This is a genomic window from Mesorhizobium sp. C395A (assembly GCF_030323205.1).
GTDB lineage: Bacteria > Pseudomonadota > Alphaproteobacteria > Rhizobiales > Rhizobiaceae > Mesorhizobium.
In genome coordinates, this window is the sequence record NZ_CP100473.1 from 1,516,632 (window position 1) to 1,533,490 (window position 16,859).

24 protein-coding genes are annotated in these 16,859 nt (G+C 62.5%); 15 read left to right on the forward strand and 9 right to left on the reverse strand.

Annotation, left to right across the window (positions count from 1 at the left end; translation table 11 throughout):
• Positions 1–374 precede the first annotated feature (374 nt).
• From NLY37_RS07500 to NLY37_RS07515, 4 genes are all read right to left on the reverse strand, one after another.
• Positions 375–596, reverse strand: a complete 222-nt coding sequence (locus NLY37_RS07500) for a hypothetical protein (protein ID WP_033003135.1) — start codon at positions 594–596, stop codon at positions 375–377.
• Between the two features lie 146 nt (positions 597–742).
• A complete protein-coding gene (locus NLY37_RS07505; protein ID WP_023734315.1) occupies positions 743–1,351 on the reverse strand; it encodes an ATP-dependent Clp protease proteolytic subunit in 609 nt (202 codons plus the stop codon).
• 29 nt (positions 1,352–1,380) lie between these two features.
• On the reverse strand, positions 1,381–1,848 hold the full coding sequence (locus tag NLY37_RS07510) for an SRPBCC family protein (protein ID WP_023734316.1): 468 nt from the start codon (positions 1,846–1,848) through the stop codon (positions 1,381–1,383).
• The gene (locus tag NLY37_RS07515; protein WP_023670944.1) at positions 1,845–2,159 is read right to left on the reverse strand and encodes an ArsR/SmtB family transcription factor; all 315 of its coding nucleotides are present in this window, start codon (positions 2,157–2,159) and stop codon (positions 1,845–1,847) included. The genes NLY37_RS07510 and NLY37_RS07515 overlap by 4 nt, the downstream gene beginning before the upstream one ends.
• Before the next feature lie 133 nt (positions 2,160–2,292).
• Here NLY37_RS07515 and NLY37_RS07520 point away from each other — a divergent pair, with 133 nt between their 5' ends.
• The 4 genes from NLY37_RS07520 (at position 2,293) to NLY37_RS07535 (ending at position 4,323) form a co-directional block, all read left to right on the forward strand.
• On the forward strand, positions 2,293–2,694 hold the full coding sequence (locus NLY37_RS07520) for a hypothetical protein (protein ID WP_023734317.1): 402 nt from the start codon (positions 2,293–2,295) through the stop codon (positions 2,692–2,694).
• A gap of 210 nt (positions 2,695–2,904) precedes the next feature.
• Positions 2,905–3,438 carry a single-stranded DNA-binding protein gene (ssb, locus tag NLY37_RS07525; RefSeq protein ID WP_023670946.1) on the forward strand — a complete coding sequence of 178 codons (534 nt, stop codon included), beginning with the start codon at positions 2,905–2,907 and terminating at the stop codon, positions 3,436–3,438.
• Positions 3,439–3,475: 37 nt separating this feature from the next.
• The gene (locus tag NLY37_RS07530; RefSeq protein ID WP_460221574.1) at positions 3,476–3,874 is read left to right on the forward strand and encodes a DUF2306 domain-containing protein; all 399 of its coding nucleotides are present in this window, start codon (positions 3,476–3,478) and stop codon (positions 3,872–3,874) included.
• A gap of 23 nt (positions 3,875–3,897) precedes the next feature.
• The gene (locus NLY37_RS07535) at positions 3,898–4,323 is read left to right on the forward strand and encodes an OsmC family protein (protein WP_023734318.1); all 426 of its coding nucleotides are present in this window, start codon (positions 3,898–3,900) and stop codon (positions 4,321–4,323) included.
• A 9-nt stretch (positions 4,324–4,332) separates the two neighbouring features.
• Here NLY37_RS07535 and NLY37_RS07540 read toward each other — a convergent pair whose 3' ends face one another.
• The 3 genes from NLY37_RS07540 to NLY37_RS07550 form a co-directional block, all read right to left on the reverse strand.
• On the reverse strand, positions 4,333–4,962 hold the full coding sequence (locus NLY37_RS07540) for a MarC family protein (RefSeq protein ID WP_023670949.1): 630 nt from the start codon (positions 4,960–4,962) through the stop codon (positions 4,333–4,335).
• Positions 4,963–5,068: 106 nt separating this feature from the next.
• On the reverse strand, positions 5,069–5,446 hold the full coding sequence (locus tag NLY37_RS07545) for a VOC family protein (protein WP_023684636.1): 378 nt from the start codon (positions 5,444–5,446) through the stop codon (positions 5,069–5,071).
• Positions 5,447–5,479: 33 nt separating this feature from the next.
• On the reverse strand, positions 5,480–6,016 hold the full coding sequence (locus NLY37_RS07550; protein ID WP_023670951.1) for a hypothetical protein: 537 nt from the start codon (positions 6,014–6,016) through the stop codon (positions 5,480–5,482).
• Between the two features lie 87 nt (positions 6,017–6,103).
• Between NLY37_RS07550 and NLY37_RS07555 the strand changes: the two genes are divergently transcribed.
• Together NLY37_RS07555 and gyrA are read left to right on the forward strand one after the other, a co-directional pair.
• On the forward strand, positions 6,104–6,955 hold the full coding sequence (locus NLY37_RS07555) for a helix-turn-helix transcriptional regulator (protein ID WP_023684637.1): 852 nt from the start codon (positions 6,104–6,106) through the stop codon (positions 6,953–6,955).
• A 222-nt stretch (positions 6,956–7,177) separates the two neighbouring features.
• Complete coding sequence (gene gyrA, locus NLY37_RS07560; RefSeq protein ID WP_023742493.1) at positions 7,178–9,967, forward strand: DNA gyrase subunit A; 2,790 nt, start codon at positions 7,178–7,180, stop codon at positions 9,965–9,967.
• A gap of 56 nt (positions 9,968–10,023) precedes the next feature.
• On the opposite strand, the gene NLY37_RS07565 is transcribed toward gyrA, so the two are convergent.
• A complete protein-coding gene (locus NLY37_RS07565; protein WP_023742492.1) occupies positions 10,024–10,170 on the reverse strand; it encodes a hypothetical protein in 147 nt (48 codons plus the stop codon).
• Positions 10,171–10,364: 194 nt separating this feature from the next.
• Between NLY37_RS07565 and coaD the strand changes: the two genes are divergently transcribed.
• The 7 genes from coaD (at position 10,365) to tgt (ending at position 15,016) form a co-directional block, all read left to right on the forward strand.
• A complete protein-coding gene (gene coaD / locus NLY37_RS07570) occupies positions 10,365–10,865 on the forward strand; it encodes a pantetheine-phosphate adenylyltransferase (RefSeq protein ID WP_023670954.1) in 501 nt (166 codons plus the stop codon).
• 168 nt (positions 10,866–11,033) lie between these two features.
• Positions 11,034–11,528, forward strand: a complete 495-nt coding sequence (locus NLY37_RS07575) for a peptidylprolyl isomerase (RefSeq protein WP_245270985.1) — start codon at positions 11,034–11,036, stop codon at positions 11,526–11,528.
• 43 nt (positions 11,529–11,571) lie between these two features.
• Complete coding sequence (locus NLY37_RS07580) at positions 11,572–12,084, forward strand: peptidylprolyl isomerase (RefSeq protein ID WP_023670956.1); 513 nt, start codon at positions 11,572–11,574, stop codon at positions 12,082–12,084.
• Between the two features lie 12 nt (positions 12,085–12,096).
• Positions 12,097–12,546: a DMT family transporter gene (locus NLY37_RS07585; protein ID WP_023670957.1), complete on the forward strand. Its 450-nt coding sequence runs from the start codon at positions 12,097–12,099 to the stop codon at positions 12,544–12,546.
• Positions 12,546–13,634 (forward strand): tRNA preQ1(34) S-adenosylmethionine ribosyltransferase-isomerase QueA, encoded by a 1,089-nt coding sequence (gene queA / locus NLY37_RS07590; RefSeq protein ID WP_023742491.1) that lies wholly within the window; start codon positions 12,546–12,548, stop codon positions 13,632–13,634. The genes NLY37_RS07585 and queA overlap by 1 nt, the downstream gene beginning before the upstream one ends.
• Entirely contained in the window at positions 13,624–13,893 is a 270-nt protein-coding gene (locus tag NLY37_RS07595) for a hypothetical protein (protein WP_023684641.1), read from the forward strand. The genes queA and NLY37_RS07595 overlap by 11 nt, the downstream gene beginning before the upstream one ends.
• Positions 13,886–15,016, forward strand: coding sequence for a tRNA guanosine(34) transglycosylase Tgt (gene tgt / locus NLY37_RS07600; RefSeq protein ID WP_023726678.1), 1,131 nt, complete (start codon positions 13,886–13,888; stop codon positions 15,014–15,016). The genes NLY37_RS07595 and tgt overlap by 8 nt, the downstream gene beginning before the upstream one ends.
• 7 nt (positions 15,017–15,023) lie before the next feature.
• On the opposite strand, the gene NLY37_RS07605 is transcribed toward tgt, so the two are convergent.
• Complete coding sequence (locus NLY37_RS07605; protein WP_023670961.1) at positions 15,024–15,446, reverse strand: DUF4864 domain-containing protein; 423 nt, start codon at positions 15,444–15,446, stop codon at positions 15,024–15,026.
• A gap of 192 nt (positions 15,447–15,638) precedes the next feature.
• Here NLY37_RS07605 and NLY37_RS07610 point away from each other — a divergent pair, with 192 nt between their 5' ends.
• Both NLY37_RS07610 and NLY37_RS07615 read left to right on the forward strand, forming a co-directional pair.
• Positions 15,639–16,250 carry a DsbA family protein gene (locus NLY37_RS07610; protein WP_023693402.1) on the forward strand — a complete coding sequence of 204 codons (612 nt, stop codon included), beginning with the start codon at positions 15,639–15,641 and terminating at the stop codon, positions 16,248–16,250.
• Positions 16,251–16,318: 68 nt separating this feature from the next.
• Complete coding sequence (locus tag NLY37_RS07615; protein WP_023742490.1) at positions 16,319–16,555, forward strand: Lrp/AsnC ligand binding domain-containing protein; 237 nt, start codon at positions 16,319–16,321, stop codon at positions 16,553–16,555.
• The last annotated feature ends 304 nt before the right edge of the window (positions 16,556–16,859 follow it).

A 16,859-nucleotide genomic window follows, 5' to 3' on the forward strand; every position in this document is an offset into this window, starting at 1 on the left:
ATAGGAGCGGAGCATGACGCCACCGGATAGTCCCTTGAGGCTCCACCTGCTAGTGGAGCCGCGGCGGGCATAAGTGCCAGGTAGTTTCAAGGCATTGGAGTGTATGCGTCCAAACGAACGCATCGCGTCAGTCCAACAAACCACCAGACAAACCGTGACCTGCCGAATCCCACAAAAATCAGAGACGGATAGTCGGATCGTCGGCTGAATGCCGCGAAGCATCCGAAGTCAAAGTCGGTATAACACTACCGGCAGTTTGGATTTGGAATCCAAGAAAAGCCCCGACCGTTAGCGGAAGCAACGGCGGGGCTGTTCTTTTGCGAGGAAGTCGTCGGCGCAGGCTTTCTCTCCCGTATAGTAGCTGGGAGAAGGGGCTACCGGCGCGGCGGCTTGATCCCACCCGTGCCGACATCGACAGTGATGCTGCCGGAAATCTTGACATCGGTGTCGCCGATCTTGAACGTGCCGTTCTCGCCGGCAGGCAGCGCGTCGTCCGGCTCCGGCTGCGGCGCGGGCTTGGCGATGCGGTAGTCGCCGGTCACGCCGGGCAGGGCGCCTTTCCGCGACGTGCTGGTGCTGCCCCCGGCAAAGGCCATGCTCGATGTCGCCGCCGTGATGGCAATGGCTATGGTCAGTCTGTTCAGGTGGTAGCGCATGGCAAGACTATAGTGCCGCGCTCAAGGCGAGGCCAGACCAGCGGCGTTGAAATTGAGGGAACACCGGCCTGCATTCAATCCGCCGATCAGGCCGCCGCCTTTTTGCGGGTGTCGAACACATGGTCGACGAGGCCCCACTCCTTGGCCTCCTTGGCGGTCATGAAGAAATCGCGGTCGAGCGTGCGTTCGACCTCTTCATAGGTGCGGCCGCAATGCTGCGCATACAGTTCCGTCATGTGCCGTTTGGTGCGCAAAATGCCTTCGGCATGGCGCTGGATGTCGGAGGCCTGGCCTTGGAAGCCGCCCAGAGGCTGGTGCAGCACGATGCTGGCGTTGGGGAGCGCGATGCGCCGGCCCGGCGTTCCCGCCATCAGCAGGAACGAGGCCATCGAGGCGGCAAAGCCCATGCACACCGTCGATACCGGGCAACTGACAAATTGCATCGTGTCGTAGATGGCGAAGCCGCTGGTCACCACGCCGCCCGGCGAGTTGATGTAAAGCGAGATCTCCTTGTCGGGGTTTTCGGATTCCAGCGACAGGAGCTGGGCGCAGACCAGCGCCGACATGCCGTCATTGATCTCGCCATTGACGAAGATGATGCGCTCGCGCAGCAGCCGCGAGAAAATGTCGAAGGCGCGTTCGCCGCGGCTCGATTGCTCGATCACCATCGGCACCAGATTGGCAAAGCCGCTCATCTCATTGTCTCCGTTTTGATTTTTCCGGTTCAGGCAGCGCACAGCAACAGGCGTGGCGCGTTGGCGGCGACAGGCGGTTTGGGCTTGTATGCGCGCAGCGAGAGCCGGCAGCCGGCGCCGGCCATCGCAACCGCAGGCGTCAGGACAAACCCGTCATGGACGATGCGCAGATGCGTGCCGCCGGAAACGGTGCGGGCGAGTGTGAAGGTGACGATGCTCTCCAGCTCCTCGCGGTCGGCGTCGCCGGAACGCTCGCGCCAGGAATAGCGCAGCAGGCGCCCCGGTTCGGCATCGAGCACTTCGCACTCGATCGGCTTCTCAGGCCGGGCAAAGGCAAAGCGGCTGCCGGTTTCCGGATTGATGTCGTTCGGCATCATCCATTCCGCCAAGAGGTCCGGCACGGTCAGTGCCCGCCACACCTTTTCCGGTGCGTCCGGCAGATCGCATTCGAAGGCGAGGGCATCTTTGGCGGTCTGCGTCTGCTTTTCGTCGGTCATTGGTCCATGTCCTTCAAAACGGCCTTCAGTCTTTCGATGCGCTCCGGCCAGAATGCGCGGTAGCGTTCGATCCAGCCGAGCAGCGGCTCGAGCCCTTGCGGATCGGCGCGATAGTAGGCGTTGCGGCCGGCGCGTCTTTCGCTGACCAGGCCTGCGCCGCGCAGCACGGCAAGGTGCTGCGACACCGCCGGCTGCGACACGCTCATGCCAGTGCGCAACTCCGACACGCTCATCTCGCCGGAAGTCAGCCGCTCGTAGACGGCGCGTCGCGTCGGGTCGGCCAGGGCGCGAAAAATCTCTGCTTCGATCATGGCAAAAGCATAAGTCGATACTTATCGATTTGGCAAGGGGTGTTTTGAATGCCCGGTATTGATTGGATCCTGCCGGGCCTCTAATCCACGGGGAACAAGATGGGCCGATCATCGCGAGGCAGGAGTAGTATTTATGAATTCCAACGTCGATCTTTCGTCCGCCGAGAACCTCAACGAGGCTCTGAGGCTCTATCGCCGCCTCGTCCTCGGTATAGGCGCCATCGCCGTCATCGGTTTCGTGGCCGTGATCTTGTTGGCCAAGTTGGGTACGGCGCTATCGCCGCCATACGGGATTTACATCTTCGGCGAAGGATTGGGGACCTGGGGCCTGATCGCGGTGGTAGCGGCGCTCGTCGCTCAGGTCTGGTGGCACGGGCGCGCGATCGGGAAATTGCTGAATGACCCGGCTCTGAAATCTGAACCTGCAGTCGGGCTGATGTCGGCACCAACCGTGATCGCACAGCGCGCCCATACCATGGGCATGGAGTGGAGCGGCTTTTTCGGTCCGTTGCGACCAGCTAAAAAACGGCGCTGACGACACCGCTTCTCGCCGCTGCGTGTCAGCTAAATCCACGCGCCCGCGTCGGCGATTGCTGCCATTCCTTGACAATCCGTGGTTAACAGTATAGGAACGAAAAGGGAACAAAAACCTTGTGGGAAAAGCCAGCCGCGGCAAGCCAGGATTGTCCGCGGCCTGTAAGGTGAACGACTTGAAATTTGTTTCGGATGAGCGCGGAGAAGTGTCATGGCGGGTAGCGTCAACAAGGTCATTCTGGTCGGTAACCTCGGCGCGGACCCTGAAATCCGCCGCCTGAATTCTGGTGACCCGGTCGTCAACATCCGCATCGCCACGTCGGAAAGCTGGCGCGACAAGAACTCCGGCGAGCGCAAGGAAAAGACCGAATGGCACAACGTGGTCATTTTCAATGACCAGATCGCCAAGGTCGCCGAGCAGTACCTGAAGAAGGGCATGAAGGTTTACGTCGAAGGCCAGCTGCAGACACGCAAATGGCAGGACCAGACCGGCGCCGACAAGTACACGACCGAAGTCGTGTTGCAGAAATTCCGCGGCGAGCTGCAGATGCTCGATTCTCGCGGCGAGGGCGGCGGTCAGGTCGGCAACTATGCCGGCGGCGGCGGCGCGAGCCGTGGCTCGGATTTCGGCCAGTCTGGCCCCAATGAGAGCTTCAACCGCGGCGGCAACAGCGGTGGCGGCGGTTCCAAGGGCGGCGGTGGCGGCGGCTCGTCGCGCGAACTGGACGACGAAATCCCGTTCTGAGCTGACGATAGTCAGCGATATCTGAGGAGAGGGCGCCATGTCGCTCGGACCGCTTCTGTCGGCGCGCCCTCCCATTCCATGGCACGCCTTCGCGGCCCTTGCCGCGCTGGCCATTGGCGCTACGCAACTGGCACTGCCGAAAGGCACGACGCGCCATCGTGTCGTCGGCTATACCTGGGCGGCGCTGATGCTGGTCGTCGCCATCTCCAGTTTTCTGGATCCAGCAGATACGCCTCGTCGGTCCGTTCAGCCCGATCCATCTCTTGTCGATTTTAGTGTTGATCGCCGTGCCGCTGGCGGTCTGGCACGCGCATATGCATCGGGTCGCCAACATCGCAGGGTCATGATATCGCTGTATGTTTTCGCCCTGATCGGCGCCGGCGTGTTCACGCTGCTGCCAGGGCGGATCATGCACACGGTCGTCTTCGGCCAGTGACGCTTTCTGAAAGGAAGATTGCCGTGAAAGCGCGGATCAAATGGGTCGAGGAGCGCACCTTCGTCGGCGAGTCCGGCAGCGGCCACAAACTGGTGCTGGGGACCGCCCCCGGGCCGGAAGGCAAGACGCCGGGTCCGAGCCCGATGGAACTGGTGCTGATCGGCACCGGCGGCTGCTCGGCCTATGATGTCGTCCACATCCTCGAAAAAGGCCGCGAGGCGATTGAGGACTGTGTTGTCGAACTCGACGCCGACCGGGCCGAAACCGACCCGAAAGTCTTCACCCGCATCCACATGCATTTCATCGTCACGGGCCACGCGCTGTCGCACGACAAGGTCCAGCGCGCCATCAACCTATCGATCGAGAAATACTGCTCGGCCTCGGCCATGCTGGCCAAGACGGCTGTCATCACCCACGATTTCAAGGTCGTCGATACGGCGGTGGAGTAGGGCTGCCGTTTACCCCGCCATCAGCGCCTTGATGCCATCCGCGACGAACTGAACCGCAAGCGCGGCCAGGATGACGCCGAGCAGGCGGGTCAGGATCGAGCGGCCGGTCTGGCCGAGGATGCGGTCGATGCGCTCCGACAGCACGAACACCAGATAGGTGATGGCAAGACAGACGAAGATGATGCCGACAAGCGCCGCTTGTGCGGCAAAACCCTGGAAAGAGCCCGACAGTAGCACGGTCGCCGAAATCGCACCGGGGCCGGCGATCAGCGGGATCGCCAGCGGGAAGGCCGCGATATTGTGGATCATGTCCTTGGTGATGGCGACGTCGCCGATCTTCTCCTTGCGGTCCTGGCGGCGCTCGAACACCATTTCGAACGCGATGAAGAACAGCAAAAACCCGCCGGCGACGCGGAAAGCCGGCAGCGTGATGCCGAACACCGACAGGATGGAAGCCCCGGCCACCGCAAACAGCGCCATCACCAGGAAGCCGATGATCGAGGCGCGCACCGAGACCTGCTGACGTTCCTCGCGGTTCATGCCGCGTGTCACCGCGAGGAAGAGCGGCGCGAGACCTGGCGGGTCGATGGTCACCAGAATGGTGACGAAGGCGTTGAACAGGCTGTCGAAACTCGGCATCGCTGACCCCTCCCGCCGGGCCGGACCCCTGCGCCACGATAGTGGTAGAGCAAAGCCTGGCCGGTGGGAACCGTCTGAGATGCCGATACCGGAGACGCCGGCTATGTTAGGCGGCAGCGTTGCAATAGGCCTCCAGGCGATAGCCGTCGGGATCGACGATGAAGGCAGCGTAATAGTCCTCGCCATAGTCGGCGCGCAGGCCCGGCGCGCCATTGTCGCTGTCGCCTGCACGCAAGGCGGCGGCATGGAAGGCGACGACACTCTGCCTCGTCGGCGCGGCAAAGCAGAAATGCAGACCGGGCTTCTCGTCCGATGGCACTGGCCGCTCCGCGTCGTTCACCCACAGCGCGACGGCTTGCGCACCATAACCCAGTGAGCCTGGCGACTGGCCGAGGCAGGAATAACCGAGCGGCTTTAGCGCGGCATCGTAGAAGGGCTTCGGAACGTTGGTGTCGCGGACGCCGATCGAGACATGGTCAAGCATGTTTTTTCACCTTTTTTGCAATATGTTGCGTCATCAGTCCTGGGCGACGCGGCGCGCCAGGAACTCGACTTCGAGACGCCATGTCTTGCCATCGTCGTGCGAACGCTCGCCGAGCCAGCGGAAGCTGTCCTTGGTGATGCGCGAAAAGCTCCAGCGGACCGAGGAACCAGTGCCGTCGGCGCCGACCTGCACAATCGTGTCGCCTTCGGCGCGACCAAGCTGGCGGCTGTAGTATTGGTTGCGCGGGTCGCTCCAGAAGATGTGCCAGGCATCCGAGCCGGGATCATAGGCCCGCAGCGTTGTGCCATAGAAAGTCCATTTGCCGAGAGAAGGCGAGGGGCCGGCATCCCGCGCGGGCAGGATCCATACATCCTGGATCGCCCTGCCTTCCAGGACCCAGCCGAAATGCACCTCGCCGCCTCCGGTGAGAACCGTGCCGTCCTCGAGATGGCGCGTGGCATCGAATGTCCAGGCGCCGACGAAGCGGCCGTAGAGATCCAGCTTTTCAGCCAGGCCGGAATTGGGGCCGTCGCTGTGGAGCGCTTCGGCAAAGGAGGATGTACCGATCATACTTGCTGCCTTCGTAGTGTCAGGAGGCTGCAAGCGATAGGCCCCGACCGGGTGTCGCGCTTGGGAAAAATTGCTATCTTTCAAGCCATGACGACGAGCGAACAAAACCTGGCATCGGGGCAGGGTTGGTATGTCTGTGACGTGCTGTGCACGGCCGGCGCCGGCGACCGCCCGTTCGAGGAGGCGCACGACACCTTCTGCGTTGCCGCTGTCACCAGCGGCACCTTCCGCTACCGCACCAGGCAAGGCGCCGCCATGCTGGCGCCGGGCGCGATCCTGCTCGGCAATGTCGGCGCCTGCTATGAATGCGGGCATGAGCATGGCGCCGGCGACCGTTGCCTGTCCTTCCACTTCGCTCCGGCCTATCTCGACCGCATCGCCAGCGACGTGCCCGGCGCGAGCAAGCTCGCCTTCGGCGTGCCGCATATGCCGCCCTTGCCGGCGCTGACATCGCTGCTGGCCGAGGCGGAAGCGGCGCGCGAGATGGTCGACATCGACGCCTTTGAGGAGCTTGGCCTGCGAATTGCCGGCGCAGCACTGGCAGTTGCCGGCGCAGCACTGCCCGTCGCCAGCGATGCGGTGCCTGGCGTTCGACCGCCGAGCCGCCGCGACCAGAAACGGGTTGCCGAGGCGGTGCGGCAGATCGAGCTCAATGCCGACAGGCCGGTCTCGCTTTCCGAGCTTGCCTGCGCGACGGCGACCAGCCCGTATCATTTCCTGCGCACCTTCCGGCAGGTCGCCGGCATGACGCCCTATCAGTTTCTGCTGAGAACCCGGCTGCACCGCGCGGCGGTGCGGCTGCGCATGTCAGGCGATGCCATCTCGGCGATCGCCTTCGAGGCCGGTTTCAACGATTTGTCGACGTTCAACCGCCGTTTCCGGCGCGTCATGGGCGAAACGCCCGGCGACTATCGCGCCCGGCGGGTGGCTACCCGCTAATGCGTCCGCCTGCCTCCTGATACGTTCTGGCTTGGAAAACGGTCCATCGCAGGCTTTTGCCCTGGCGGCGGCGAAATGCGTTGTGGCCAAATCGTCGCAATCAGCTTTATCCATTTGAAATTGCCACTGAAATTGTCGTTGGAAAAGCACCACGAATATTGGAGTTTCGGCCGTGCTTCCTATATAAGCGGTCAGTGATTCCTGATTAGATTGTGATCCGATTTGACCGACCAAAAACCCCCGCGCGGCGCCGACGGCGGCCCTACCGGCATCGAGCCCATCTCCATCATCGAGGAGATGCAGAGCTCCTACCTCTCTTATGCCATGAGCGTCATCGTCAGCCGTGCGCTGCCCGATGTACGCGACGGCCTGAAGCCGGTTCACCGCCGCATTCTCTATGCGGCGCATGAGAGCGGTTACCACTGGAACCGCAAATATGTGAAGTCGGCCCGCCCGGTCGCCGACGTGATGGGTAAATACCATCCGCATGGCGACGCCTCGATCTACGACGCCTTGGTGCGCATGGCGCAGGACTGGTCGCTGCGCGTTCCGCTGATCGACGGGCAGGGTAATTTCGGCTCCATCGACGGCGATCCGCCGGCGGCGATGCGCTACACCGAATCGCGGCTGACCAAGGTCGCGCATGAACTCTTGGAGGACATCGACAAGGAAACCGTCGATTTCCAGGAGACTTATGACGCCTCCGACACCGAACCGAAGGTGCTGCCGGCCCGCTTCCCCAACCTTCTGGTCAACGGTTCCGGCGGCATCGCCGTCGGCATGGCCACCAATATTCCGCCGCATAATCTGGCCGAGATCTGCAACGGCGCCATCGCCATCATCGACAATCCGGCGATCGATTTGCCGGCGCTGATGGAGATCATTCCGGGTCCCGATTTCCCGACCGGCGGCATCGTGCTCGGCCGTTCCGGCATCTACAGCGCCTATGCGACGGGTCGTGGCTCCATCGTCATGCGCGGCAAGGTCAATGTCGAGCAGCGCGGCAACGACCGTGAATCGATCATCATCACGGAAGTCCCGTACCAGGTGAACAAGGCCTCGATGATCGAGAAAATGGCCGAGCTGGTGCGCGACAAGCGCATCGAAGGCATTTCCGACATTCGCGACGAAAGCGACCGCCAGGGCTACCGCGTCGTCATCGAGCTGAAGCGCGACGCTGTCGCCGACGTCATTCTCAACCAGCTTTACCGCTTCACGCCGCTGCAGACCTCCTTCGGCGCCAATATGGTGGCGCTGAACGGCGGCAAGCCGGAAGTGATGAACCTGACCGACATGCTGAAGGCGTTTGTCAGCTTCCGCGAAGAGGTGATTAGCCGGCGCACGAAATTCCTGCTGCGCAAGGCGCGCGACCGCGCCCACGTGCTGGTCGGCCTCGCCATCGCCGTCGCCAACATCGACGAAGTGATCAAGCTGATCCGCACCGCGCCCGATCCGCAGACGGCGCGCGAGCAGTTGATGGAGCGGCGCTGGCCCTCCGGGGACGTGGAGTCATTGATTCTGCTTATCGACGATCCGCGCCATCGCATCAATGAGGATGGCACCTACAACCTCTCCGAGGAACAGGCGCGCGCAATCCTCGAACTGCGCCTGCAGCGCCTGACCGCGCTCGGCCGTGACGAAATCGCCGACGAGCTGAACACCATCGGCGACGAGATCAAGGATTACCTCGATATTCTGTCGTCCCGCGCCCGCATCCAACAGATCGTCAAGGACGAGCTTGCCGCCGTGCGCGACGAGTTCGGCACGCCGCGCCGCACCGAGCTCACGGACGGCGGCGCCGACATGGAAGACGAGGACCTGATCCAGCGCGAGGACATGGTCGTCACCGTCAGCCATTCCGGCTACATCAAGCGCGTGCCGCTGTCGCTCTACCGGGCGCAACGCCGCGGCGGCAAGGGCCGCTCCGGTATGTCGACCAAGGAAGAGGATTTCGTCACCCGGCTGTTTGTGGCCAACACGCATACGCCGGTGCTGTTCTTCTCCTCGCGCGGCATCGTCTACAAGGAAAAGGTCTGGCGGCTGCCAATCGGCAATCCGCAGTCGCGCGGCAAGGCGCTGATCAACATGCTGCCGCTGGAGCAGGGCGAGCGCATCACCACCATCATGCCGCTGCCCGAGGACGAGACCAGCTGGGGCGAACTCGACGTCATGTTCGCCACCACGCGCGGCACCGTGCGCCGCAACAAGCTGTCCGAATTCGTCCAGGTCAACCGCAACGGCAAGATCGCCATGAAGCTGGAGGAGGAGGGCGACGAGATCCTCGGCGTCGAGACCTGCACAGACAATGACGATGTGCTTTTGACCGCCAGCTCCGGCCAGTGCATCCGCTTCCGCGTTGGCGATGTGCGCGTCTTCCAGAGCCGCAATTCGGTCGGCGTGCGCGGCATAAGCATGGCCGAGACCGACCGCATCATCTCCATGTCGGTGATCGAGCATGTCGATGCTTCGCCGGCGGAACGCTCCGCCTACCTCAAGCGGGCAGCACTGGAGCGGCGGCTTGCCGCCGAGGTGACCGGCGAGGAAGAAGAGATTGCACTCACCAATGAGGAGATTGGCGAGGAGACCGAGCTTTCCGACAGCCGTTACGAAGAGCTCAAGGCGCATGAGCAATTTGTGCTGACGGTGACCGAATATGGCTACGGCAAGCGCTCGTCATCCTACGATTTCCGCCTGACCGGACGCGGCGGCAAAGGCATCCGCGCCACCGACGTGTCGAAGGTGGCCGAGATCGGCCAGCTGGTGGCGACTTTCCCGGTCGGCAATGACGACCAGATCATGCTGGTTTCGGATGGCGGCACGGTCATCCGGGTGCCGGTCAACGGTATCCGTTTCGCCAGCCGCGCCACCAAGGGCGTGACCATCTTCAACACCGCCGAAGGCGAGAAGGTGGTTTCGGTCGAACGGATTTCGGAGCCGCAGGCCGACGAGGATGTCGAAGAGGGTGTCATTGAGGCCGGCGCCGGAGATGCCGTACCGGACAGCACCGAATAGGTTTGAGCAACAACGCCGGCCCGATGGGCCGGCGCAAACAAGAAACTAGCAATAAATCAGGCGCGACGGTGGGGCCAGCGAGCGCCGAAACCTTCGAACCGCTTTGTGCGGACACGGACGCGCTCTGCCTCGCTATGCAATCCGAATGCGGTGGCGATCAGCATGGCGACGGTCATTGCGGTGGCGAGCATGTAGATCAGCATGTGCGTGTTCTCCTGCGCCTATCCAACGGTTAGATCGGGTTTTGGTTTCATCTTCCGAAGTGCAAACTAGCGAACGCGGCGTGAAGTCTTCGTGATCAAGGCATTCATCTGTCGTTCATGTCTGCGAAAAGGTTCACGCAGATGTTCCCAATCGCATTTGCCTTCCGCCCAATGCCCCGCTAGAAGCACCTCCCATGACCGATCGCATCGCCCTTTATGCCGGCTCCTTCGACCCGCTGACCAACGGCCATCTCGATGTGCTGAAGGCATCGCTGGCTGTCGCCGACACGGTTTATGCGGCGATCGGCACCCACCCCGGCAAGACGCCGCTGTTTTCCTTCGACGAACGGGTGAAGCTGATCGAGGCCGCGACCAAGGCCGAATTTGGCCGCGACGGCGACCGTATCAAGGTCGTCGCCTTTGACGGGCTGGTCATCGACGCGGCCCGCAAGCATGGCGCCTCGATCATGATCCGCGGCCTGCGCGACGGCACCGATCTCGATTACGAGATGCAGATGGCCGGCATGAACGAGACCATGGCGCCGGAACTGCAGACGGTTTTTCTGCCCGCCAGCCCATCGGTACGCACCATTACCGCCACACTTGTGCGCCAGATAGCCTCGATGGGCGGAGACATCCGTCCCTTCGTACCGGCCGCCGTTGCCGGTGCGCTCACCGCCAAATTCGCGAAATAGTGCATGTCGCCCCAAAGTGGATGCCGGTTTTGGGGCAACGACATGCACCCTAACAAAGACCTTCGGAGATCCCTTATGCAGCTGAAAAAGCTCGCCTCGTTCCTCGTCGTGCTTGCCGGTCTCGTGACCGCATCCGTTTCGGCCTTCGCCGCCGAACCGGAAAACACCATGGTCATCACCTTGAAGAACGGCGACGTCACCATCGCGCTACGCCCCGACCTGGCACCCAAGCATGTCGCGCAGATCAAGAAGCTGGTGCGTGAAGGCGCTTATAACGATGTCGCATTCCACCGGGTCATCAACGGCTTTATGGCGCAGACCGGCGACGTCAAGTTCGGCAACATGAAGAAGGGGTTCAGCCCCGAGGCCGTCGGCACCGGCGGTTCAGACCTGCCCGACCTGCCGGCCGAATTCTCGCAGAGCGAACATTTCAAGCGCGGCACGCTCGGCATGGCCCGCTCGCAGGACCCGAACTCCGCCAATTCGCAGTTCTTCATCATGTTCGCGCCGGCGCCGAACCTCGATGGCCAGTACACCATCGTCGGCAATGTCGTCAGCGGCATCGAACTGGTGGACAAGATCAAGAAGGGTGACGAGGCCGACAACGGCACGGTCAGCGAGCCCGACCGCATGATCAAGGTACGCATCGCCGCCGACAAGTAAACCAATCAAATCAATCTGTTTTCTGAGATAAAGGATATACGACATGGCTGAGATCAAGGACCGCGAAAACGCGCTCATCCTGGAAACGACCAAGGGCAAGGTCGTCATCGAACTGTTTCCCGACCTGGCTCCCGGCCACGTCGCCCGCATCAAGGAACTGGCGCGTGAAGGCGCCTATGATGGCGTGGTCTTCCACCGCGTCATCGAAGGCTTCATGGCGCAGACCGGCGACGTGAAGTTCGGCAATTCGACCAAGCCCACTTTTGCCCCCTCCCGCGCGGGCATGGGCGGCTCGGAAAAGCCGGACCTGAAGGCTGAGTTCTCCAACGCCAACCATGGTCGCGGCACCTGCTCGATGGCCCGTTCGCAGAACCCGAACTCCGCCAATTCGCAGTTCTTCATCTGCTTCGACGATGCCGCCTTCCTCAACCGCCAGTACACGGTCTGGGGCCAGGTCATCGAAGGCATGGACAATGTCGACAAGATCAAGCGCGGCGAGCCGGTGGTCGATCCCGACAAGATCGTGTCGCTGAAGGTCGCGGCCGACGTCAGGTAAGGACAAACGAAGATGATGGGCGTGGTCTGGTCGCTGCTCGGCATCCTGTCAGGCGCCTTCATCGCCGTCCAGGCGCCGATCAACTCGCAGCTGGCGCGCGGCCTGGGGCTCCCGGTCGCGGCTGCTGCGTTTTCGTTCCTGTCGGGTGCGGTTGTGCTCGGCATCATCTCCGTCGCCGTTGTGCGGCTGCAGGACATCTCGCTCGACTGGAAGGCGCCGGCGCCCTGGCTGTTCATCGCCGGCGGCATGCTCGGCGGTTTCTATGTCACGCTCTCGACCATTCTTACGCCGCGCATTGGTGCAGCCGCGCTGATGGCGTTCCTGGTTGCCGGCCAGTTGCTGGCCGGCATGCTGATCGACCGCGTCGGCTTCCTCGGCGTGGCGGTGCGCGAGATTTCGCTCGGCCGCATCGCCGGCGCGGTGCTGCTCTTGGCCGGAGCGCTGCTCGTTCGGCTCTACTGATGCGCGTCGACCTCTTCGACTTCGACTTGCCGGAGGAGCGTATCGCGCTTCGCCCGGCCGAGCCGCGCGACAGTGCTAGAATGCTGGTGGTCAGGCCGGGCGAGGCGCTTTCGGACCGCACGGTTGGCGACCTGCCGTCCTTGCTCAATGCCGGCGACGTGCTGGTCTTCAACGACACCAAGGTCATTCCTGCCCAGTTGAGAGGCATCAGGCGGCGCGGCGAAGCGCAGGCGCAGGTCGACGCCACGCTGCATATGCGCATGGCGCCGGACCGCTGGCTGGCCTTCATGCGGCCGGGCAAGCGCATCGCCGCCGGCGACCGCATCCATTTCGGCCATGACGGCAATTCCTGTTTTCTCGGCCAACTCGACGCCACGGTGATCGAGAAGGGCGACGCCGGCGAGGCGTTGCTCGGCTTCGACCTCTCCGGCCCATTTCTCGACGAAGCGCTGCGCGCCGTCGGCCACATCCCGCTGCCCCCCTATATCGCCTCCAAGCGCGACGACGACGCACGCGACCTGACGGATTACCAGACCATCTATGCCAAGGAGGAGGGCGCAGTCGCTGCCCCCACCGCAGGCCTGCATTTTACGCCGGAGCTGTTTGCCGCGCTGGATGCAAAACGCATCGAACGCCGCTTCGTCACCTTGCATGTCGGCGCCGGCACCTTCCTGCCGGTCAAGGCGGACGACACCGCTGACCACAAGATGCATGCCGAGACCGGCTCGGTCAGCGAAGCAACAGCCGACGCTCTGAATGGCGCCAAGGCGCGGGGCGGGCGCATCATCGCTGTCGGCACGACCTCGCTGCGCCTGCTGGAGAGCGCGGCACGGCCTGATGGCTCGCTGACCGCCTGGTCCGGCCCGACCGACATCTTCATCACGCCGGGCTATCGGTTCAAGACCGCCGACCTGCTGATGACCAATTTCCATCTGCCGCGTTCGACGCTGTTCATGCTGGTTTCGGCCTTCAGCGGCCTAGATACGATGCGTGCGGCCTATGCTCATGCCATCGGGAACGATTACAGGTTCTATTCCTACGGAGATGCAAGCCTGCTTTATCGAGCGGAGATGAGCGATGGACGATGACCTGCAGGCCTTTGATCGCGAAAGCCTGATCGCCGAAGTGAAGAAATTGCGTGCCGGCATTCGCCAGCACCGAGATTCTACCGGCCATGATTTATGCTGGCATCATCCCAACCTTTGGGACCTGCTGCCGGAAAAGACCGATCCATCGATTGCCGTGCCGCCATGGCCGAAATTCATGCGCGGCTGCATCCAATACCGCCAGTCGCTCGACAGGCAGGCGCCAGGCGCGCCTGTCCATGACAAGGAATTCAATGGCTGAGACATTCACCTTCAAGATCCTCGCCACCGACGGCAAGGCGCGGCGCGGTTCCATCACCATGCCGCGCGGCGAAATCCGCACGCCGGCCTTCATGCCGGTCGGCACCGGCGGCACGGTCAAGGCCATGTATATGGACCAGGTGCGCGGCGTCGGCGCCGACATCATCCTGGGCAATACCTATCATCTGATGCTGCGCCCCGGCGCCGAGCGCGTGGCGCGGCTTGGTGGGCTGCATGAATTCGCCCGCTGGCCGCAGCCGATCCTGACCGACAGTGGCGGTTTTCAGGTCATGTCGCTGTCGAAGCTCAGAAAATTGACCGAGAAGGGCGTCACCTTTCGCTCGCACATTGACGGCGCTGCCTACGAGATGTCGCCGGAGCGCTCGATCGAGATCCAGGGCCTGCTCGATTCCGACATCCAGATGCAGCTCGACGAATGCACAGCGCTGCCGGCCGACCTCAAGCAGATCGAGCGCGCGATGGAGCTGTCGCTGCGCTGGGCCGAGCGCTGCAAGACAGCGTTCGGCGATCAGCCCGGCAAGGCGATGTTCGGCATCGTCCAGGGTGGCGACAACGCAGCTCTCAGGGTGCGTTCGGCGCAGGCGCTGAGCGCGATGGAGCTGAAGGGCTATGCGGTCGGCGGCCTGGCCGTCGGCGAACCGCAAGCGGTGATGCTGGATATGCTGGAGATCACCTGTCCGGAATTGCCTGACGACAAGCCTCGATATCTCATGGGCGTCGGCACGCCGGACGACATCGTGAAATCGGTGGCGCGCGGCATCGACATGTTCGACTGCGTGATGCCGACCCGCGCCGGCCGCCATGGCCTGGCCTATACCAGGCGCGGCAAGGTCAATCTCAGGAATGCCCGCCACGCGGACGATCCGCGGCCGCTGGATGAGGAGAGCGACTGCCCGGCCGCGCGCGACTACTCACGCGCCTATCTGCACCATCTCGTGCGCTCGCAAGAGGCGCTGGGGGCGATGCTTCTGACCTGGAACAACCTGTCCTACTATCAGAAGCTGATGCAGGACATTCGCGCCGCGATCGAGGCCCGGGCCTTTGAGGCGCGCACGGCTGAGATTTCCGAGGCATGGGCGAGGGGTGATATTCCGGTGCTGTAGCCGGGCCTCAGGTACTGAGCGAATTCGCTGCGCGCAAGCTGCAGCCGGTGATCTGAAAGCTGCCGTCGGGCTGCTGTTCCAGCGTGTAGACCGCCTCATAGTCCTTGCCGTCGGGTCCGACGATCAGCACTTGCTGGATTAGCGAAGTTGGCCCCATCTGCTCGACCTTGCCGAAGGAATAGCTCTGCGGCTGGCGCACCGGCGGATAGCCGTTGGTCACCATGTTCATGAAGGTGTCGACGGTCGGAAAGATGCGCTTCACATTCGGAGCGGCGAAACTGTACGCCTTGGCGCCATCATTGGCGATGAGTGCCTTCAACTGACCATCGATGACGGCCTGGCCGGCCTTGACTTCCGCATCACCGGCAAGGGCTGCCGAGACGAACAACGCGAACAGCAATGAAACGACTGCGAATGCGATGCGGCGCATGGCCTGTCTCCATTGTCCTCAACAAAACCTGTCCCAGGACGCATCATACCATACGCTTGGCGGAGCCTCACGGTTTCAGCAACCGCAATATTTGCCACGCAAGTGCCACAAGATCATGCTTAAGCCTCCTTTAACGCGAGGCGCGCATCGTAGGGACGGGTGGGGACCCGTTCGCGCAACCAGGGGACGACCATGTTCAAGCAGCCGATCGACCGGCGCCTTTTGCTGAAGGGCGCGGCAAGCCTCGCAGTTTTGGCTCCCTTGCCCGCCTGGGCAAGCACCGGGCCGACTGTCACGGAAGTCGCCTTCGATCCCGCCATTCCAGCGCTCGGCAACCCCGATGGCGACGTCACCATCGCCGAATTCGTCGACTATCAATGCCCGATCTGCAAGCTCGTCTTCGTCGAACTGAAGAAGTTGATGGAAGAGGACAACGGCGTCCGGCTTGTGATGAAGGACTGGCCGATCTTCGGCGACGTGTCGCGCGACGCGGCGCGGGTGACGCTGCTGAGCGGCGAACACTATGGCGCGGCGGTCGATGCGCTGATGACCAACCAGCGCGGCCTTTCGGAACGCCGCACCAACGACATCCTTTCTTCCGTCGGTGTCGATGTGGCGATGGTGCGTGCCGACCTCGCCATCCGTGAACCCGACATCGACGCTGCCCTTGTCCGCACCGAAGCCCAGGCGACGGCTTTCAAGCTGCGCGGCACGCCAGCCCTGGTCATCGGCGGCAACCTGTACCGGCGCGGCATGCCCGTGTCCGAACTGAGACAAGCCGTCGCCAAGGCCCGCTCCGCCTGATGCTTGAAAGCCGGGCGGCAGTCTGCCACAAGGGCCGCTTGAGTGCTGAAGCTTGATCGGGACCGGCAATGAAGACGTTTTTCATGCAGATAAAGTGCGATCTGGGCAAGTCCTATGAGGTCGCCAGCGCGCTCGCCGATGCCGAAATCGCCTCGGAGATCTACTCGACCGCCGGCAATTACGACTTGCTTGCCAAATTCTACGTCGACGACGAGGAAGATATCGGCCACTTCGTCAACGAGAAAGTGCAGATTATTCCCGGAATCAAGGACACCTTCACGGTCGTCACTTTCCGCGCATTCTAAAGCAATTCCAGGAAAAGTGTGAAGCGGTTTTCCGTCCGGAATTGCGGCAAAGCAAAAAGCCATGGCAGGTCGCCGTTTCCATGAAAGGGTGAACTGCTATGGCCGCATCAGGCACTTGCCCGGTGAACTGCTAGAGCCGCATCAGGCACTTGCCCGGCGACAAGGCAGAGCCTGATTAAGGTCCTGTTCCGACTGCCCGAATTTTGGGCAGTCGGAACATACTGATCGCCGATATCCTCCAAATCACCGATTGCGCTTGATTTTCTCCCGCGACGCCAGTGAAATGGCGTCACAGGGGAGTATG

Excerpts from the sequence above, each read along its gene's own strand:
- NLY37_RS07500 (WP_033003135.1), bottom strand. The coding sequence starts at position 596 with ATGGCCTTTGCCGGGGGCAGCACCAGCACGTCGCGGAAAGGCGCCCTG.
- NLY37_RS07505 (WP_023734315.1), bottom strand. The coding sequence starts at position 1,351 with ATGAGCGGCTTTGCCAATCTGGTGCCGATGGTGATCGAGCAATCGAGC.
- NLY37_RS07510 (WP_023734316.1), bottom strand. The coding sequence starts at position 1,848 with ATGACCGACGAAAAGCAGACGCAGACCGCCAAAGATGCCCTCGCCTTC.
- NLY37_RS07515 (WP_023670944.1), bottom strand. The coding sequence starts at position 2,159 with ATGATCGAAGCAGAGATTTTTCGCGCCCTGGCCGACCCGACGCGACGC.
- NLY37_RS07520 (WP_023734317.1), top strand. The coding sequence starts at position 2,293 with ATGAATTCCAACGTCGATCTTTCGTCCGCCGAGAACCTCAACGAGGCT.
- ssb (WP_023670946.1), top strand. The coding sequence starts at position 2,905 with ATGGCGGGTAGCGTCAACAAGGTCATTCTGGTCGGTAACCTCGGCGCG.
- NLY37_RS07530 (WP_460221574.1), top strand. The coding sequence starts at position 3,476 with ATGTCGCTCGGACCGCTTCTGTCGGCGCGCCCTCCCATTCCATGGCAC.
- NLY37_RS07540 (WP_023670949.1), bottom strand. The coding sequence starts at position 4,962 with ATGCCGAGTTTCGACAGCCTGTTCAACGCCTTCGTCACCATTCTGGTG.
- NLY37_RS07545 (WP_023684636.1), bottom strand. The coding sequence starts at position 5,446 with ATGCTTGACCATGTCTCGATCGGCGTCCGCGACACCAACGTTCCGAAG.
- NLY37_RS07550 (WP_023670951.1), bottom strand. The coding sequence starts at position 6,016 with ATGATCGGTACATCCTCCTTTGCCGAAGCGCTCCACAGCGACGGCCCC.
- NLY37_RS07555 (WP_023684637.1), top strand. The coding sequence starts at position 6,104 with ATGACGACGAGCGAACAAAACCTGGCATCGGGGCAGGGTTGGTATGTC.
- NLY37_RS07565 (WP_023742492.1), bottom strand. The coding sequence starts at position 10,170 with ATGCTGATCTACATGCTCGCCACCGCAATGACCGTCGCCATGCTGATC.
- coaD (WP_023670954.1), top strand. The coding sequence starts at position 10,365 with ATGACCGATCGCATCGCCCTTTATGCCGGCTCCTTCGACCCGCTGACC.
- NLY37_RS07575 (WP_245270985.1), top strand. The coding sequence starts at position 11,034 with ATGGTCATCACCTTGAAGAACGGCGACGTCACCATCGCGCTACGCCCC.
- NLY37_RS07580 (WP_023670956.1), top strand. The coding sequence starts at position 11,572 with ATGGCTGAGATCAAGGACCGCGAAAACGCGCTCATCCTGGAAACGACC.
- NLY37_RS07585 (WP_023670957.1), top strand. The coding sequence starts at position 12,097 with ATGATGGGCGTGGTCTGGTCGCTGCTCGGCATCCTGTCAGGCGCCTTC.
- queA (WP_023742491.1), top strand. The coding sequence starts at position 12,546 with ATGCGCGTCGACCTCTTCGACTTCGACTTGCCGGAGGAGCGTATCGCG.
- NLY37_RS07595 (WP_023684641.1), top strand. The coding sequence starts at position 13,624 with ATGGACGATGACCTGCAGGCCTTTGATCGCGAAAGCCTGATCGCCGAA.
- tgt (WP_023726678.1), top strand. The coding sequence starts at position 13,886 with ATGGCTGAGACATTCACCTTCAAGATCCTCGCCACCGACGGCAAGGCG.
- NLY37_RS07605 (WP_023670961.1), bottom strand. The coding sequence starts at position 15,446 with ATGCGCCGCATCGCATTCGCAGTCGTTTCATTGCTGTTCGCGTTGTTC.
- NLY37_RS07610 (WP_023693402.1), top strand. The coding sequence starts at position 15,639 with ATGTTCAAGCAGCCGATCGACCGGCGCCTTTTGCTGAAGGGCGCGGCA.
- NLY37_RS07615 (WP_023742490.1), top strand. The coding sequence starts at position 16,319 with ATGAAGACGTTTTTCATGCAGATAAAGTGCGATCTGGGCAAGTCCTAT.